Annotated in this window: 13 protein-coding genes; 7 read left to right on the forward strand and 6 right to left on the reverse strand. The window is 69.3% G+C overall.

The window, feature by feature from the left end:
• Positions 1–72 precede the first annotated feature (72 nt).
• Both IEY63_RS02975 and IEY63_RS02980 read left to right on the forward strand, forming a co-directional pair.
• Positions 73–582, forward strand: a complete 510-nt coding sequence (locus tag IEY63_RS02975; protein ID WP_189067452.1) for a DUF3592 domain-containing protein — start codon at positions 73–75, stop codon at positions 580–582.
• Between the two features lie 62 nt (positions 583–644).
• Positions 645–1,088, forward strand: coding sequence for a hypothetical protein (locus IEY63_RS02980; protein ID WP_189067453.1), 444 nt, complete (start codon positions 645–647; stop codon positions 1,086–1,088).
• Between the two features lie 61 nt (positions 1,089–1,149).
• Here IEY63_RS02980 and IEY63_RS02985 read toward each other — a convergent pair whose 3' ends face one another.
• The gene (locus tag IEY63_RS02985) at positions 1,150–1,356 is read right to left on the reverse strand and encodes a hypothetical protein (RefSeq protein ID WP_155297515.1); all 207 of its coding nucleotides are present in this window, start codon (positions 1,354–1,356) and stop codon (positions 1,150–1,152) included.
• 218 nt (positions 1,357–1,574) lie between these two features.
• Between IEY63_RS02985 and pulA the strand changes: the two genes are divergently transcribed.
• The 3 genes from pulA (at position 1,575) to IEY63_RS03000 (ending at position 6,670) form a co-directional block, all read left to right on the forward strand.
• Entirely contained in the window at positions 1,575–5,279 is a 3,705-nt protein-coding gene (pulA, locus tag IEY63_RS02990; RefSeq protein ID WP_189067454.1) for a pullulanase-type alpha-1,6-glucosidase, read from the forward strand.
• A gap of 80 nt (positions 5,280–5,359) precedes the next feature.
• Positions 5,360–5,650 carry a hypothetical protein gene (locus IEY63_RS02995; RefSeq protein ID WP_189067455.1) on the forward strand — a complete coding sequence of 97 codons (291 nt, stop codon included), beginning with the start codon at positions 5,360–5,362 and terminating at the stop codon, positions 5,648–5,650.
• Positions 5,651–5,707: 57 nt separating this feature from the next.
• A complete protein-coding gene (locus tag IEY63_RS03000) occupies positions 5,708–6,670 on the forward strand; it encodes a nucleoside hydrolase (RefSeq protein ID WP_189067456.1) in 963 nt (320 codons plus the stop codon).
• Here IEY63_RS03000 and IEY63_RS03005 read toward each other — a convergent pair whose 3' ends face one another.
• Both IEY63_RS03005 and IEY63_RS03010 read right to left on the reverse strand, forming a co-directional pair.
• On the reverse strand, positions 6,671–7,144 hold the full coding sequence (locus tag IEY63_RS03005; RefSeq protein WP_189067457.1) for a P-loop nucleotide/nucleoside kinase family protein: 474 nt from the start codon (positions 7,142–7,144) through the stop codon (positions 6,671–6,673). It abuts the gene before it with no gap.
• A complete protein-coding gene (locus IEY63_RS03010; protein ID WP_189067458.1) occupies positions 7,141–7,560 on the reverse strand; it encodes a M67 family metallopeptidase in 420 nt (139 codons plus the stop codon). Before IEY63_RS03010 ends, IEY63_RS03005 begins: the two co-directional genes overlap by 4 nt.
• 86 nt (positions 7,561–7,646) lie before the next feature.
• Here IEY63_RS03010 and IEY63_RS03015 point away from each other — a divergent pair, with 86 nt between their 5' ends.
• Together IEY63_RS03015 and IEY63_RS03020 are read left to right on the forward strand one after the other, a co-directional pair.
• Complete coding sequence (locus IEY63_RS03015) at positions 7,647–11,000, forward strand: DNA translocase FtsK (RefSeq protein ID WP_189067459.1); 3,354 nt, start codon at positions 7,647–7,649, stop codon at positions 10,998–11,000.
• A 433-nt stretch (positions 11,001–11,433) separates the two neighbouring features.
• The gene (locus IEY63_RS03020; RefSeq protein WP_189067460.1) at positions 11,434–13,110 is read left to right on the forward strand and encodes a fasciclin domain-containing protein; all 1,677 of its coding nucleotides are present in this window, start codon (positions 11,434–11,436) and stop codon (positions 13,108–13,110) included.
• Positions 13,111–13,314: 204 nt separating this feature from the next.
• Here the strand turns inward: IEY63_RS03020 and IEY63_RS03025 are convergent, their stop codons facing one another.
• The 3 genes from IEY63_RS03025 to IEY63_RS03035 form a co-directional block, all read right to left on the reverse strand.
• Complete coding sequence (locus IEY63_RS03025; protein WP_189067461.1) at positions 13,315–14,169, reverse strand: metallophosphoesterase family protein; 855 nt, start codon at positions 14,167–14,169, stop codon at positions 13,315–13,317.
• 284 nt (positions 14,170–14,453) lie between these two features.
• Positions 14,454–15,740 (reverse strand): ABC transporter permease, encoded by a 1,287-nt coding sequence (locus IEY63_RS03030; RefSeq protein ID WP_189067462.1) that lies wholly within the window; start codon positions 15,738–15,740, stop codon positions 14,454–14,456.
• Positions 15,730–16,464, reverse strand: coding sequence for an ABC transporter ATP-binding protein (locus tag IEY63_RS03035; protein WP_189067463.1), 735 nt, complete (start codon positions 16,462–16,464; stop codon positions 15,730–15,732). The genes IEY63_RS03030 and IEY63_RS03035 overlap by 11 nt, the downstream gene beginning before the upstream one ends.
• Positions 16,465–16,598 lie beyond the last annotated feature (134 nt).

The raw sequence follows: 16,598 nt of genomic DNA on the forward strand, positions 1-16,598 counted from the left end.
GCAGCGCGTTCATGAAGGCGTCCCGACCCAACCCGGACCGTGCCCGCAGGAGCGGCAGCGACACTGCGGGACATGTCCCGTCCCCCGCGCCGTCCCCGCCCTGGCTACCCGGCCGTGCCCCTGCTCCTGCTGCTCGTCGGGGCGCTGCTCCTGGGCTCCGGGGTGTGGCAGTCGGGGCAATCCCTGCGGGCGGCGCGCTGGCCGGTGGCGACCGGCACGGTCACGCGGGCGCAGGCCGTACCGGGGGGCCGTTTCGCAGACCGGCGCGGCTGGCGGCCAGAGGTGAACTACACCTACCGAGTAGCAGACCAGATGTACAGCGGCGAGCGACTGAACTTTTTCCGGTTGAACACCACGTCTCTGCGGGGCGCGCGGCGGGTGCTGGCGCAGTACCCGGTGGGGCAATCGGTCCCCGTGCATTACGACCCCCAGCAGCCGTCCCGGAGCGTGATGCATGTGGGCCTAGGCCTGTCCTGGCCGCTGTGGCTGCTCGGCGCGGCCTCGTTGGTGCTGGGCGGCGCGGTCCTGTGGGCCGGGCGCGGCGGCGCACCGTGGGGCGGGCAGACGTGGCTGCCGAAGTGACTGCGCAGCCCGCACTGAACGTTCCGCCACGTTCTCACCGGCCTGGTTGGTACCCTGCGCGCATGATCCGGTTCCTTCCCCTGCTGGCCGCCCTAACGCTCTGTGCGCCCGCCTCTGCCGCCGTGGCGTGGGCCGGGGCGGACGCCACGACCAGTGGCTTCGGCGTGCACGCGGGCGCGGCGCTGCTGCCCATCCCGTTTGTCGGCACGGTGGGCCTTGAGGGCAGCGCCGAGCGGTCCTGGCGCGTCACGGGCACCTCGGCGAACCGGGTGGCGCTGGGCCTGACGCTGCGGGACCTGAACATTCCCCTGTCGAAGGTGGACGCGTTCGCTACGCTGGGCGGGCAGGCCCTGCTGCCCTCCAGCGGTGGCGCCACCACCTACGCCCTGTACGGCGAGGCGGGCCTGCGGGGCCCGGTGTTCGGCCCGGCGGGCTGGCGTGCCTTCGTGCGGGGCACGAGTGCCGGGACCTTCGGGGCCGGACTGGGTCTGGAACTGCGCTTCTGACGAATCCCAGCACAGAGCGCGGCGCGCCAGTGCAGATGGCGCGCCGCCTCCTCCTGTATGGTTATCCGTCGTTGGTGTTGTCGTTCTCGGGGTCCATCTGGCGGTTGGGTTCGCCGTGCTCCACGCCGATGTCGGGGTTGCCGGGGCTGTCCTGCACCACGCCACGGTCGTCGTAGTCGCTAGGAATATGGCGCAGGCTCTCGGCGTCACTGTGGTCGTGCTGAGGTTCGTCGCGGGTTTCGTCGCTGGTGTGTCCGGTGCCGGTCATGGGGCTCAGCGTAGGGACGTGCAGGTCGGGCTGCGTGTGGGATGGGTCAAGGCAGCTTGATGCGGCGTGGAACGCTTCCAGAAGGAGTGGGACGGACCGTGCCGGCCAATGGCGAGAAATTGAGCGTTCTGCCCGATGTTTTCAGCCCAGTCCGGCCAGAGGTCATGACCTCGACCTCACCCCCGTTCCCGTTTGGAAGCGCTACAATTTCCATACCAATGAAAAGACTGGCGACCCTCCTGACGGTCGCGCTGTCTGCTTCGGCAGCGGCGCAAACAACCCTGCCTGCCGACACCGCGCGGGTGCACTACCAGCGCGCGGACGGCGCCTACGCGGGCTGGGGCCTGCACGTGTGGGAAGACACCACCGCCCAGGTCGCCTGGGACAAGCCCCTCGCCCAGAGCGGGAAGGACGACTTCGGCACGTACTTCGACATTCCCCTGAAGCCCGGCGCGCAGAAGCTGGGCTTCATCATGCACAAGGGCGACACCAAGGACGCCGACAAGGACCTGTGGTTCGACCTGAGCCGCGGCCGTGAACTGTTCCTGAAATCCGGCAGCCTGAATGTGGCCTACGCGAAGGCCGGGCCGTTCACAGTGGACGCCAGCCAGGCACCGGTCGCGCAGGCCGCGGCACCCGCGACCACCGCTCCCGCCGCGACTCCGGCGGCCAGCAGCAGCGCGCAGCCCATCCCGAAAAACGTCCTGCGCGTGCGCTACGTCCGCCCGGACGGCAAGTACGACGGGTGGGGCCTGCACGCCTGGGAGGACACCACCGCCCAGGTCGCCTGGGACAAGCCCCTGACGCCCACGGGGGTGGACGCGGGCGGCGCGTACTGGGACGTGCCGCTGAAAGACGGCGCGGCGAAGATCGGCTTCCTCGTGCACAAGGGCGACGAGAAGGACCCGGGCGCGGACATGTTCGCCGACCTGACCAAGGGGAACGAGGTGACCGTCACTAGCGGCAAGGCCGACTTCGCGTATGGCGCGCCCGCCGTGCTCAGCGACCCGCCCGTTCCGGCGGGTGTGGCGCGCATCAACTACTACCGCCCGGACGGCAAGTACGACGGCTGGGGCCTGCACGCCTGGGAGGACACGACCGCCCAGGTCGCCTGGGACAAGCCCCTGACGCCCACGGGCACGAATTCGTTCGGCGTGTACTGGGACGTTCCCATGAAGACGGACTGGAAGAAACTGGGGTTCATTGTGCATAACGGCGACAACAAGGATCCGGGTGCGGATCAGGTGCTGACGAGTGAGATGGGCAATCAGGCGTGGATCGTGAGCGGGAACGCGGCCGTGAACACCACCCGCCCCGATACGAGCGTGCGCACGGTGGGCGACCTGACGCGCCAGCAGGCGGTCATGCTGTCACGCGACCTGATCGCCGTGAAGCCGGAGTTCGTGCAGCCGGGCGCGCTGCTGACCCTGCACGCCGCGCGCGCAGGCGGCCTGAAGCTGACGGCGGCGGGCGTGGACGGCGGAGACACCCTGACGCTGGAGGAGGTCGAGGGGGGCCTGAGCGCCGCCCTGAAGGCGAAGGCGCCGTACCTGAGCAGCTACGCGCTGCTGCGCGTGCGCGCCGAGGACGCCGCGCGCGTCGGGTCTGTTCTTCAGGGGCAGGTGGCGGTGAGCAGCGTGATGCCGGACGGCACGGTACTGGACGCGACCGGCGTGCAGACCGCCTGGGCCCTGGACGACCTCTACGCGTACGACGGCGCGCTGGGCGCGCAGTGGCAGGGGAACATTCCCACGCTGCGCCTATGGGCCCCGACCGCGCAGGACGTCAAATTACGCCTGACCGTGCCCGGCGGCCAGGAAATGGTCGTGCCTATGACCCGCGACGCGAAGGGCGTCTGGACGGTCAAGGGCGCGCAGACCTGGCGCGGCGCCGCCTACCAGTACGAGGTGAAGGTGTACGCGCCCAGCACCGGCAAGGTCGAGACGAACCTCGTGACCGATCCGTACTCGGTGGCCCTGACGCGCAACAGCACCCGCTCGGTGCTGCTGGACCTGAACGACCCGGCCACCAAACCGCAGGCCTGGGACGCCCTGAAGAAACCGGCGCTGCGTTCGGCGGGCGACCTGAGCTTCTACGAACTGCACCTGCGCGACTTCAGCGCCGCCGACAGCACCGTCCCGGCGGCGCAGCGCGGCACGTACCTCGCGTTCACGCTGCCCGGCAGTGACGGCGTCAAGCACCTGAAAGCCCTGGCCGACGCGGGCCTGAAGGCCGTGCACCTGCTCCCCACCTTCGACATCGCCACCATCAGCGAGGATAAGGGCGCGTGGAAGTCCCCCGGCGACCTCACGAAGTTCGCGCCGAACAGCGACGAGCAGCAGAAGGCCATCGGCGCCGTGAAGGATCAGGACGCGTACAACTGGGGCTACGACCCGTACCACTACATGGTGCCCGAGGGCAGCTACGCCGTGAACCCCGACCAGCGGACCCTGGAGTACCGCCGCATGGTCGCCGCGCTGAACGGCATGGGGCTGCGCGTCGTGCAGGACGTGGTGTTCAACCACACCGCCGCCAGCGGGCAGGCGGACCGCAGCGTCCTGGACCGCATCGTGCCCGGTTACTACCACCGCCTGAACGCCAATGGCGGCGTGGAGAACAGCACCTGCTGCTCAAATACCGCCACCGAGCACGTCATGATGCGCAAGCTGATGGTCGACACGCTGGTTCTGATGGCGAAGGCCTACAAGGTGGACGGCTTCCGCTTCGACCTGATGGGGCACCACATGGTCGCCGACATGCAGGCCGCCCGCAAGGCGCTCGACGCCCTGACCGTGCAAAAAGACGGCGTGGACGGCAAGAGCATCTACCTCTACGGCGAGGGTTGGGACTTCGGCGAGGTGCAGGGCAACAAGCGCGGCACGAACGCCACGCAGCTGAACCTGTTCGGGCAGGGCATCGGGACCTTCAACGACCGCCTGCGTGACGCGGTGCGTGGCGGCAGCCCCTTCGGCGGCCTGCAGGAGCAGGGCTTCGCGACCGGGATGTTCGTGCTGCCCAATGGGCAACCTGCGAACACGAACAAGGCCAAGGCCCTGAGCCTCGCCGATCAGGTGCGGATCGGCCTGACCGGGAACCTGCGCGACTACCGCTTCACCGATGCGACCGGCAAGGCCGTGAAGGGCGCCGAGGTGAACTACAACGGCGCGCCCACCGGGTACGCGGCCAGCCCCCGCGAGGCGATCACGTACGTCAGCGCGCACGACAACCAGACGCTGTTCGACGCGGTCCTCCTGAAAGCGCCCGCCAGCGCCACTTCCGCGCAGCGCACCCGCATGCAGAACCTCGCCAACAGCGTCGTGCTGCTCGGGCAGGGCCTGCCGTTCAGCTACGCCGGGGACGAGATCCTGCGCTCCAAGAGCTTCGACACCGACAGCTACAACAGCGGCGACTGGTTCAACACCCTGGACTTCACCGGCAAGGGCAACGGCTTCGGCAAGGGCCTGCCGCCCGCCGAGAAGAACGAGGCGAACTGGAACCTGTACCGCAGCCTGCTGGGCAACCCGGCCCTGAAACCGTCAGCGGCGGACATCCAGCGCGCCTTTGACCACTACCGCGAGATGCTCCGCGTCCGGTACTCCAGCACCCTGTTCCGCATGGACACCGCCGCGCAGGTGCAGCAGGGCCTGACGTTCCTGAACGTGGGCCCGGCGCAGCAGCCCGGCGTGATCGCCATGAAACTCAGCGGCGCCGTGAGTGCCACCAACCCCTACCGGAACGTCGTGGTGGTGTTCAACGCCACCGGCCAGAGCGTGACCCTCAGCGACGCGGCCCTCGCGGGCCTGAACCTCAGCTTGCACCCCGCGCTGGCCGTCAGCACCGACGCGACCGTGAAGACCAGCCGCGCGAGCGGGAACAGCGTGACGGTGCCCGCGCTGACCACCGCCGTCTTCGTCGGGAAGTAAACCCGCACCGGACAGGGGGCCGCCGGGCGACCGGGCGGCTCCCTCCCGTTCATCCCCTCGCGTACACTGGACGTCCACTCATGCAGACCATCGAGAACCAGACCTTCACCAAAAAGCGCATCGAACTGGACGGCACCCAGTTCCAGAACTGCACGTTTACCGAGTGCCTCCTCGTGTACAAGGGCACGGACGGCACCGCCATGAACGGCTGCCAGCTGGACAACACCGGCTTTGCCTTCGAGGGGAACGCCGCGAAGACCATTGAACTGCTCGCCGCGATGCACAAGGGTGGCTTCGCGGAGCTCGTGGAGGCGACCATCGCCACCATCCGTGGCGAGGAACCCCAGCAGCCCGGTACTGCGCAGGCCTGACACTGACGTTCAGGCGGGCGGCCTCCTGCAGTGGGGCCGCCCCTTTCTGTGGGCGGTATGCTGCCGCGCGTGACTAGACTCCCGCTGCCCGTGATTCTCGATGGTGACCCTGGTCTGGACGACGCCGTGGCGTGGCTGCTCGCGCTGGGCAGCCCGGAGGACCTGCGGGTGCTGGGCGTGACGACCGTGCACGGAAACGTCTCGCTGGACCGCACGACCCGCAACGCCGGGGTGACGCTGGCCCTGGCGGGCGCGGCGGCGGACGGGGTGGGTGTGTACGTGGGCGCGGACTGCCCGCTCGTGCGCCCGGCGCTGACCGCGGCGGCCGTGCACGGTGAGTCGGGCCTGCCCGCCGACGGTCTGCCCGACCCCACCCGCGCGCCGGAGGCCGAGCACGCCGTCGACTTCATTATCCGCACGGTGCGCGCCATGCCGGGCGAGGTGACCCTGATCCCCACCGGCCCGCTGACGAACGTGGCGCTGGCGCTGCGGCTGGCGCCGGACATTGCGCCGCTAATCCGGGAGGTCGTGTGGATGGGCGGTAGCACCGCGCAGGGCAACCGCACGCCCGCCGCCGAGTTCAACGCGCTGGCCGACCCGCACGCCGCGCACGTGGTGTTCACCAGCGGGGTGCCGCTGCGCATGGTGGGCCTGAACGTGACCATGCAGGCGGTCGCGGGGCCGGACCGCATCGCGGCGCTGCGCGCCCTGGGGACCCGCGCGGGGGCCGCCTGCGCCGAGCTGCTCACCTTCTACGCGGACGTGTACCGCCGCCGCTACGGCCTGGACGGTGGGGCGCTGCACGACCCGCTGGCGGTGGCCGCCGCGATCCGCCCGGACCTGCTGGACTGGCAGGCCATGCCCGTCAGCGTGGAGACCACCGAGGGGCTGAACGTGGGCCGCACCGTCTGCGACCTGTACGGCGTGACCGGGCAGGCCCCGAATGCGCAGGTGGCGGTGGGCGTCCGGGACGCCGAGTTCTTCGACCTGCTGCTGGAGCGGGTGGGTCGCCTGCCCTGATCAGGACCGGATGACGTGCTGGAGGGGTTCCTCGTCGGGCGTCAGGGGTTCGAAGCGCGGCAGGAACAGCTCGAAGGTGGCGGGCGCGACGAAATGTGCGCCCGCCTCTCTGTTGCGGGCGGCGATCCGTTCCCGCGCGGTGACCGGGTCGAAGGGCAGGACGTGCAGGGTGAGGGGCACGCCGAGCGCGGCGGCCTGCGCGCGTAGCTCGTCGCGGCTGGCGCGGGTCCACAGGCCCTCGTCGAGGATGACCGGGACGCCCAGCGTGACGGCCCGCGTCCACTGCGCGAGCATGAGGGTCCGCACGCGTGCCAGCAGGGCCGGGTACTCGGCGGCGGGCGGGTCGGTGCCGTACAGGGTGGTCATCCACTCGTCCGGCGTGAAGCGCAACGCGCCCAGGTCGCGTTCCAACGTGCGCGCCAGCGTGGTCTTGCCGCTGCCGATGAAGCCGTGCAGGGCGTGAATGGCACTCACTCCGGTCCGTCCGTGACGTGCAGCGCAACCTCGTGCACTTCGGGGAGCAGGTAGGCGCGCAGCGTGCCGCCGCTCAGGTCAGCGATCAGGTACGGCACGTCGTACGCGGCCAGCCGGGTGTCGGTACGGCTGGGCCGGTCCGGGCCGCGCGGGTGGCTGTGGTACAGGCCCACGAGGTCCAGGGCCTCGGCGCGCATGGCCTTCAAGGCGCGCAGCAGGTACGTGGGGTCAGCGAGGTACTCGCGGGCTGGGTCGGGCGCGATGTTCGGCAGGGGGTACAGGGTGTGCACGCACCAGGTTTCGCCGCGCTGCACGCCGCCCAGGGCGCCCACGACCTCCTGGTGAGAGTGGGTGCGGGCGTGCTGCCAGAGGGCCGCGTGCAGCGCGGCGGGGAGGTGCAGGGGCACGCCGGGCATTCTGGCATGACCCACGCCGGGGGTGCGAAGGGTGAAATGCCGTGCTGGTGCGGAATTGCGTGGCACTTTGGGGTACACTGCCCGGCATGGCGAAGGCGCGTTCGAGGGGTGCAGCTCCGGTCAGCCGGTTCGACGGAGAGGCCCTGGGCCTGGTGCTGTTCGCGCTCGGGATCTTCCTGGGCGTGACGGTGTTCATGGAGCCGGCGCAGCCGGGCTCGGAGTCGATCATGGGTCAGGCCCGGGCGCTGCTGGTGGGCTGGCTGGGCTGGGCGGCGACGCTGCTGCCGGTGGTGCCCGTGGCGTACGGGACGCTGGTGTTCCTGAACCGGGACGTGGGGAACCTGAGTCGCCGGGTGCTGGGTGGGGCGGTGGTGGTGCTGTCCCTGCTGGCGCTGCACGAGGTGGCGCAGCCGGGTCAGGCGGGGCAGTTGGCGGCGCTGACGATGGCGCCGCTGGTGGGCGCCCTGAGTTACGCGGCGGCGCTGCTGCCGCTGCTGACGCTCACGCTGGGGGTGGAGGTGATGTTGCGTCTGGCGCCCCTGTCGCTGCTCAAGGGCTTCTTCCGCGGCCTGAGTGTGCTGCTGGGGGGGGGCGCGGCGCAGGTGCAGGGCGTGATCGAATCCCGCCAGGAGGGCCGCGACGCCGCGCGGGCGCGGGTGGGGGCGCGGCAGGGGCTGGCGAACCTGCTGCGGGAGGTGGAGGGCCTGCGCCGCCTGTACCCGCAGGCGCCGGAACTGGCTGGACTGCATGATGAGCTGCGCGGCGCGAGCCGGGAGGTGCGCGCGCTGGACGAGGCGGGCCTGAAGAACCTGGATAAGGAGCTCGTGGCGTGGCGGGAGGTGGCGCGGACGTTCGTCGGCAATGCCGCGCGGGACCTGCGTGCCGAGGTCGGGGCCGAGGCGCCGGAGGCGGGCGCGCAGGTGGAGGCCGTCGCGAACGAGATCCGCGCCGGGCGGCATGACCTGAGTGCCGAGCTGCCCAGCACCCTGGCGAGCGCCGCGCTGGAGCGGCTGCGCCGGGCTCTGGTGCTGGAAGTGCAGCGGCTGGCGCAGCGGGCCGGCCGCTTGGAGCGGGAACGGAAGGCGGCCGAGAAGGGCCTGGGGAAACCGGACGCGGCGCTGCTGGCGCGTGAACTGCCGGCCCACACGGCCCGCGCGCGGGAGTGGGCGGAACTGACCGAGGAGTTCACCGCGTGGCGGGCCCGCGCGGCGGCTTACGTGGGCTGGCCTGACCTGGCCGCCGCGTTCGACCGGGCACCCACCGATCTGGCCGAGGCGCTGGCAGAGGCCCTGGGTGCCGATCCGGACGCCGTGATGGTAGAACCCGGCGCCTGGCGCTCGCAGCTGGCCCGCGCGCAGGAGGACGCCCGCCGCCGCGCTGAAACCCTGGCCGCGCAGCCCATCCCGGAGGCGCCGACGCTGCCCACCCTGAACTTCGATTTCGGTGCGCCCGCCGCCGCGCTGGCCGCGGACCCCACGCCCCTGTGGACGCCGCCCGCCCGGACCACGGCCCAGCTTCAGGCGGCGCCAAGTGTGGCGGTCGCTGCCGGACCGGCCTCCACGGCGGGTCACAGCACCCCTTCAGACCTCTCCCCTCTTTCTGCCCCGGAGGAGGTGCTGGACTGGGACGACACGCCGCTGACCACCGCACCCGCTTCCACGTTGCGGGTGGCGCCGACCTCGCCGCTGCCGCCCACGCCCCAGCGGCCCGCAGCAACCTACACGCCGGAGGTCCGGCCCGACCCGGTCGTACCTGGACTGGAGGACCTACCGCAGGGCGTGGATCCGTTCAGCGGCTGGGACGATGACGACCTGCCGTTCGGCCCGGCCTCCACGGCACCCACGCCAGCGGTCTTGCCCACTGGACCGGTGGTCGCCGCGCCCTGGGAGACGCCGCAGCCCGAACGCCGCGCGCCCACGCCGCCCCCAGCGGCACCGCTACCGCTGTTCACGGGCGAGGTCAATGCACGCCCGGTGCAGGGCGCGCTGCCGCTGGCCCGTCCGGATGAGGCGCTGCTTGATCCCATTCCCGCGGCGGCGCAGAACACCGAGGCGCTGGACATCTCAGCGCGTCAGCGGGCCGGCCTGATCGACGAGACGCTGCGGCACTTCAACCTGCAGGCCCGGGTGGTGGATTACGCGCGCGGTCCCACCGTCACCCGCTACGAGATCGAGCCGGCACCCGGCGAGAAGATCAGCCGCATCGCAGGCCTGGCCAACGACCTGGCACGTGCCCTGGCGGTGGGCGGGGTCCGCATTGAGGCGCCCGTGCCGGGCAAGAGCGTGATCGGTCTGGAAGTCCCGAACGCGGAGCGCGAGCCGATCACGTTCCATCAGGCGGCGGCCGCGCCGAGCTTCAAGGGCTCAAGGGCAAAACTGCCGATCATCCTGGGCAAGAGCATCGACGGCGAGATGATGGTCGGGGACCTCGCGAAGATGCCGCACCTGCTCGTGGCGGGCAGTACCGGCAGCGGGAAGTCGGTGTGCGTGAACACGCTGATCACCAGCCTGCTGTTCAAGTACCTGCCGACCGAACTGCGCTTCCTGATGATCGACCCGAAGATGGTGGAACTCACGCCGTACGACGGGATTCCGCATCTGGTGCGGGCGGTCGTGACGAACCCGGTGGACGCGGCGGGCGTGCTGCTGGGCGCGGTGGCGCACATGGAGCGGCGCTACAAGATGATGTCGCAGGTGGGCGCGAAGAACCTCGAGCAGTTCAACGCGAAGATGCGTCAGGTCGGGGAGCCGGAACTGCCGCACCTCGTGATCATCATCGACGAGCTGGCGGACCTGATGATCACCAGCCCCAAGGAGGTCGAGTCGGCGATCATGCGCCTGGCGCAGATGGCCCGCGCGACCGGAATGCACCTGGTGCTGGCGACGCAGCGGCCCAGCGTGGACATCCTGACCAGCCTGATCAAGGTGAACGTTCCGGCCCGCATCGCGTTCGCGGTGAGCAGCAGTCACGACAGCCGCACGATCCTGGACGCGCTGGGCGCCGAGCGCCTGACCGGCATGGGCGACATGCTGTTCTACCAGCCGGGCCTCGTGAAGCCGATCCGGTTGCAGGGGCCGTACATCAGCGAGGTGGAGTCCGCCCGCATCGCCGACGAGCTGCGCCGTCAGGTGTTCGAGGACGCGTTCGTGGAGGCGTACGGCACGGACTTCGAGGGGGGCGTGGAGGCCAGCGGGCCCAGCGGCGACAAGTCGAACATGGATTTCAGTGATCCGCTGCTGCGGCAGGCGGCGCAGATCGCCATCGAGGAGGGTCAGGGGAGCGTGTCGCGCCTGCAACGGCGCCTGTCGGTCGGGCACGCCCGCGCCGGGAAGCTCATGGACATGCTTGAGGCGATGGGCATCGTGAGTAAGCATCAGGGCAGCAAGCCGCGCGAGGTGCTGATCACGGAAGCCGATCTGGGCGAGTATTTCGGCCGGTAATTCTGGAGGTCTGCGGCCATGATCAGGACCGGGGGTTGCTTCGGTCTTCCTGGCGTCTGGGGTTCCATTCGGGCACAGTGCCTGGGTGCAGTGACGTGAATTTCGGGCACTGCGTGGACCTCACCGATACCCTGAATTGACCTGTCCCGGTCAGCCTGGACTCCGTTCAGAGGGTGGTGGACGCGCCTTCCTGCGCCGCCTCTGGACTCTCTTCCCAAGAGAAATCCGGTCATGCAAGCACGACGTCTTGTCACCCGGACTATAAACAGAGTCTAAACGTTCTGAATAAAGCATGAGAATGCCCCTAAAGATGAGGGCAATTTCATTTATTTGACCTGCAAGATTGCTTCCAAAAGTTGCTTTTCCTGGCCTCGTGGTGAAGATTGTTTGACGGAAACCCGCAGTTCAATATTCCGTTTTCCGAGGTGATCTCATGAAGAAGCACACTGGTCTGCTCACCCTGAGCCTGATGCTCGCCACGCCCGCTCTCGCCGGAGGCGCGGGTGCGCCCGCTGCCCCCATGCCCGCCGGCGCCTGCAAGTCCATCGCGCAGATCGTCACCACGGACCCCAACTTCAGCACGCTGGCCACTGCCGTGGAAGCCGCTGGCCTGACCCAGACGCTCATGAGCGGGCAGTACACGGTCTTCGCCCCCACGAACGCCGCGTTCGCCAAACTCCCCAGTGACGCACTGGCCGCCGCGCTGAACGATCCCGCCATGCTGCGCGCCATCCTGCTGTACCACGTCGTGCCCGGCAAGGTCACCGCCAAGCAGGTCATGATGATGTCCTCCGCGAAGACCGCGCAGGGCGACAGCGTCCTGATCAATAAAATGGGCAACAAGGTCATGGTGGACAACGCGACCGTCACGAAGGCCGACGTCATGGCCTGCAACGGCATCATTCACGTGATCGACACGGTGCTGATGCCCGCCATGGCCGCCGCGCCCACCCCGGCTGCCGTGACCGTGACCACCCCCGCACCTGCGCCGGCCCCCGCGCCCGCTCCGGCTCCCATGAGCACCGCGCCCGCCGCGACGGACATCATGTCCATCCCCGCCATGCCCGTCGGCATGACGACGACGACCACCACCACCACGACCACTACGGCCACCACCGATACAACCACCACGGCGACGACCGACACCACGGACACGACGGCCACCACGACCGAAACGGCCGTGGCCAGCAACACCGTGTATGACGTTCTCGTCAGCGATGAGCGCTTCAGCACCCTGCGCGACCTGCTCAGCGACGCCGGCCTGACCGACCTGCTGATCAACAATGACTTCACCGTCTTCGCGCCCACCAACGACGCCTTCGCCGCCGTTGACCCGGACACCCTGGCCCTCATCGCCAGCGACCCCGATACGCTCAAGGCCGTCCTGACCTACCATGTGGTCCAGGGCAAGGTCACCGCCGATCAGGTGGCCGCCGCCACGCAGCTGCGCAGCGAGCAGGGCGCCAGCCTCAACCTGAAACTCGACGGCACCACCCAGATGGTGAACGAGGCGATGGTGGACGGCGCGCCGCTCGAAGCCAGCAACGGCTACATCTACGCGATCAACCAGGTGCTCATCCCCGCCGATCTGGTGCTGCCCACCCCCCCCGTTGAGGATGCGGCCGCCCCTACTACACCCGCCACCGTCACGGTCGTGACGCTGACCAGCGCGCAGGCCGGAGCCAACATCACCGAGGTGCTGGCGCAGCCCCAGTTCAGCACGCTCCTGAGCCTCGTGCAGAAGGCCGGTCTGGTGGACGCCCTGATGGCCGGTGACGTCACCATCTTCGCCCCCACGAATGACGCGTTCGCCAAGGTGCCCCAGGCCACGCTGGACATGCTGATGGCGGACAACGACAAGCTCAAGCAGGTTCTGCTGTTCCACGTGGTCACCGGCCGCGTCGTGGATGACGGCCTGAATGTGGCGCAGCTGCGCTCCATGGAAGGCAGCAGCATCGACCTGATGTCCGATTCTGCCAGCACCGGGTACAAGGTTGGCGTGCGCAGCGGTGACATGATCACTGGCGGCGTCGTCAGCAGCCGCGCCGACGCGGGTAACAGTGTCATCTACCCGATCGACACGGTCCTGATTCCCCCCACCCTGAAATAAGCTTCGCATCCCATTGGGGTCCCCTGGTGACAGCGGGGCCCTTTCGGCTGTCCGGAGTCACCGGTCAGGCCTTAAAAAATTTAGGCCACGACAGAGACAATGGCCAGCGTCCAGATCCGGTCCTTAGCCCCTATCGCTGGCCTCCCGCCGGCAGAGGGCAGGGCAAGGCAGCCATCCTCCTGAACGTGTCACGTTCGTTCTGGGCTACACGGGTTGCAGGTCGGGATTTAGGTTCAGGAATTCAGTCCAGGTGGCGTGTGTTCTGGGGTACGCGTGTTCCTCTGTCCAAGTCCAGTAGGGCGTGTAGAGGCTGCGGGCGGTGATCAGTTCGTCCCGGAAGATGTGGGCGCTCAGACCCGTGCGGAGCAGACCGCTGGTGTTGAAGCGGCGCAGAACACCCGCACGGTCGTACGCCACAGACCGGAGCGTGGCGTGCCAGCCGTCTGGGCGCGCATCCAGCAGCAGGTACTGGGCGCGGGGATCCCCTGTGGCGGGTGAGCCAACCGCTCCGGTATTCAGGATGAGCGTCCCCGCGTGCTCGTGCTGGACGGGCCGGTGGATATGGGATCCGATCAGGACGCCGTACGGGTTGCCGTCCGGCGCGTGGCGCAGCTGCTCAAGGCGCGCCGGGTCGGTGCGGTCACTGAGACTTTCCCGGTAGTGGTCGCGGGTGCCGTGGGCGAGTTGCACCCGGGGCAGGCCCGGCTGGGTGAGCTCAAGGGTCATGGGCCACTGCCCGGGAATGTCGAGCAGGTCGGCCTGGTGGAGTTGGGTGGCGCTCCAGTCCGTGGCGCCCCAGAACGGATCGTCGTACCAGGTGGCGGGGAGCGTGCTGCTGCGGGCGTGCCACAGGCGCAGCAGGTCGTCGTGATTGCCGAGTGTGAAGGTGACGTCACTTCGTTCCAGCAGGGTGTGCATGACCTGCACGGAGTCAGGGCCCCGGTTCACGACGTCGCCATTGACGATCAGCTGCTCGGCGCCCTGCGTGGCCGCGTCGTGCAGCGCGGCGCTGAGGGCGTCAGCGTTTCCGTGAATGTCGGCGAGGACCGCTATTCTCATCGGGCGGCATTCTAGGTCGAGCCGGGCCGCGTGACCGGAATCCGCCGCCCAGTTCAGCGCCAGCGGTGGCCTGACAGCTGGCGCGAGCGGCGAGGACGCCGGACGAGCCGTGGGGCGGACGCACCCGGGACAGCTGAACGCCTCTTTGTCCGCGTGGAGGTCGACTCGCCTTCTCTGGCGGACCGAGCCTCATCGGGTCGGCTGCGCACCATTCAGGGTTTGACGCACGGTAAAGCGCGCCTGACTGGGAGGATCGGGCGCGCTGGTGACTGTGCTGTGGCCGGTCAGTTGCGGAAGATGACCTCTTCCCGGTTGAAGGAGCGCAGGGCCAGCAGGCTGAAGACGGTGGTGGCGGCGAGGTTGCCCAGCATGGCCAGCGCGGCGGTCGCGGGTTCGCCGCTGCCTTTAACGGTCTCCAGGATGGCGAGCATCCCGCCGATCAGGGGCGTGGCGTGCAGGGCCGGGCCGACCGTGAGGAAGTCCGCGAATTGCAGCATCACGGCGGGCAGGACCACCACGAGGTTGATCGGGGCGACATAGGTCTGCGCTTCCTTGAACGTGCGGGCGTAGATGCCGATCAGGATCATGAGGCTGCTGATGAGCAGGGCGGTGGTGACGGCAATGCCCAGCAGGGTCAGGATGCCCGCAGGGCTCAGCGTCAGCTGGCCGCCCATGGCCTGGGTGATGCTGGCGGTGTCGCCGGGGTTGCTGCGCTGGTAGGCGCGCATGACGGCGCCGCTGAGGAGGAAACCGACGACGCTGAAGGCGGCGCTGGTCAGGGCGGTCGTGGCGGTGGCGAGCAGTTTGCCAGCGACGATCTCGGCGCGGCGGACGGGCGCGACGAGCAGGCTTTCGAGAGTGCCGCGTTCCTTCTCTCCGGCGGTGGCGTCCAGCGCGGTGGCCAGGGCGCCGGCCAGGATGAACTGCATCATCAGCATGGGGATCAGGAAGGCCAGCTGACCGCTGCGTTGTTCCTGCGCGCTGCTGGCGTCCACGGGTTCAATGCGGACGGGTTCGAGGGTGTCGGCGTTCAGGCCCAGGGTACCGAGGCGCTGCACGGTCAGCTGGCGGTTGTACGCCTGGATGACGTCCTGCACCTTGCTGTAGGCGCCCGTCTGGGCGCGCAGGCTGCTCAGTTTGGCGTACAGCTTCAGGGTACCGGTGCCGTTGCCAGCCTGGGTGGGCAGGGGCCCGGTGGCCTGGATGGCGGCGTCCACGGTGCCGTCCTGCACGGCGTTCATGGGGTCGGTGACGGGCACGAGGTCCACGCCGGCGCGCGTGACGGTTCCGTTGGGGAGTGTCTCGTCGGTGCTCAGGGCGGCGCGTAGCGGTTCGGGCAGCGGGCCGACCACGCCGAGCTGCTGCCGGGTCTGCTGCTGACCGCCGATCAGGTTGCCCATCAGGAGGGGCAGGCCCAGGGTGAACAGGGGAATGAGGATCAGGGGCATGAGGATGGTGGCGCGCAGGGTCCGGCGGTCACGGAGGGTGGCCAGGAGGTCGCGGGCAGCAATCTGCCAGACCAGCGCGGGGCGCAGGCCGGATCGGCGGTCGGCGGTGGGTTCAGCGGGCATGGGGGGCCTCCGGGCGGACCAGGGCGAAGAAGGCGCGTTCAAGGCTGCCCGTGCCGGTGCGTTCCAGCACGTCCGGGATGGTGCTGACATTCAGGAGTTCACCCTGGTGCAGGATGGCGACGCGGTCGCAGACTTCTTCGACCTCGCTCATGACGTGCGTGGAGTACAGGGTAAGGCGGCCGGGCGCGCGGGTGGCGTGCACGAAGTCCAGCAGGGTGCGCCGGGCGAAGATGTCCAGGCCGCTGGCGGCCTCGTCGAGGATCAGGACGGGTGGGTCGTGGATGACGGCGCGGGCGATCACGACCTTCTGTTTCATGCCGGTGGAGTACTCGCCGGCGCGGACGTCCAGGGTACGGCCAAGTTCGAGGCGGTCGTCCAGTTCGCTGATGCGCGCGTCGGCCTGCGCGCGGCTCAGGCCGTACAGCGTGGCGAAGGAGCGCAGGACTTCACGGCCGGTCAAGCGGGCGGGGAGGCCCATGCCGCCGTTCACGACACCGACGGAGCGGCGGACGGCTTCTGGGTCGCGCAGGATGTCATGGCCGTTCAGGGTGGCGGTGCCGCCCGTGGGGCGCAGCAGCGTGGCCAGGATGCGCAGGAGGGTGGTCTTCCCGGCGCCGTTCGGGCCGAGCAGGCCGAAGACCTCGCCGTCGTGGGCGGTCATGGTGACGCTGTGCAGAGCCTGGAAGGAGCCGTAGGTCTTGGTGAGGTGCTGGATGCTGAGCATGGGTCTCCTGGGGCCCCCATCTGGGGGCATGTCCGTGCATACGTGGTCCGGAAGCGTGGCGTTCCGCAGTGTGCATGTCCCGGAAGCCTGAAACGATCCAGCTGGACTGGTGAGAGACGTGTGATGGGCGCAAG

This window comes from Deinococcus radiotolerans (genome assembly GCF_014647435.1).
Taxonomy (GTDB): domain Bacteria; phylum Deinococcota; class Deinococci; order Deinococcales; family Deinococcaceae; genus Deinococcus; species Deinococcus radiotolerans.

Bases quoted from the DNA above. Each gene is read 5' to 3' on its own strand.
- IEY63_RS02975 (WP_189067452.1), top strand. From the start codon at position 73: ATGTCCCGTCCCCCGCGCCGTCCCCGCCCTGGCTACCCGGCCGTGCCC.
- IEY63_RS03035 (WP_189067463.1), bottom strand. From the start codon at position 16,464: ATGCTCAGCATCCAGCACCTCACCAAGACCTACGGCTCCTTCCAGGCT.
- IEY63_RS03000 (WP_189067456.1), top strand. From the start codon at position 5,708: ATGCTGCCGCGCGTGACTAGACTCCCGCTGCCCGTGATTCTCGATGGT.
- IEY63_RS03020 (WP_189067460.1), top strand. From the start codon at position 11,434: ATGAAGAAGCACACTGGTCTGCTCACCCTGAGCCTGATGCTCGCCACG.
- IEY63_RS03025 (WP_189067461.1), bottom strand. From the start codon at position 14,169: ATGAGAATAGCGGTCCTCGCCGACATTCACGGAAACGCTGACGCCCTC.
- IEY63_RS02995 (WP_189067455.1), top strand. From the start codon at position 5,360: ATGCAGACCATCGAGAACCAGACCTTCACCAAAAAGCGCATCGAACTG.
- IEY63_RS02985 (WP_155297515.1), bottom strand. From the start codon at position 1,356: ATGACCGGCACCGGACACACCAGCGACGAAACCCGCGACGAACCTCAG.
- IEY63_RS03030 (WP_189067462.1), bottom strand. From the start codon at position 15,740: ATGCCCGCTGAACCCACCGCCGACCGCCGATCCGGCCTGCGCCCCGCG.
- IEY63_RS02980 (WP_189067453.1), top strand. From the start codon at position 645: ATGATCCGGTTCCTTCCCCTGCTGGCCGCCCTAACGCTCTGTGCGCCC.
- IEY63_RS03010 (WP_189067458.1), bottom strand. From the start codon at position 7,560: ATGCCCGGCGTGCCCCTGCACCTCCCCGCCGCGCTGCACGCGGCCCTC.
- pulA (WP_189067454.1), top strand. From the start codon at position 1,575: ATGAAAAGACTGGCGACCCTCCTGACGGTCGCGCTGTCTGCTTCGGCA.
- IEY63_RS03015 (WP_189067459.1), top strand. From the start codon at position 7,647: ATGGCGAAGGCGCGTTCGAGGGGTGCAGCTCCGGTCAGCCGGTTCGAC.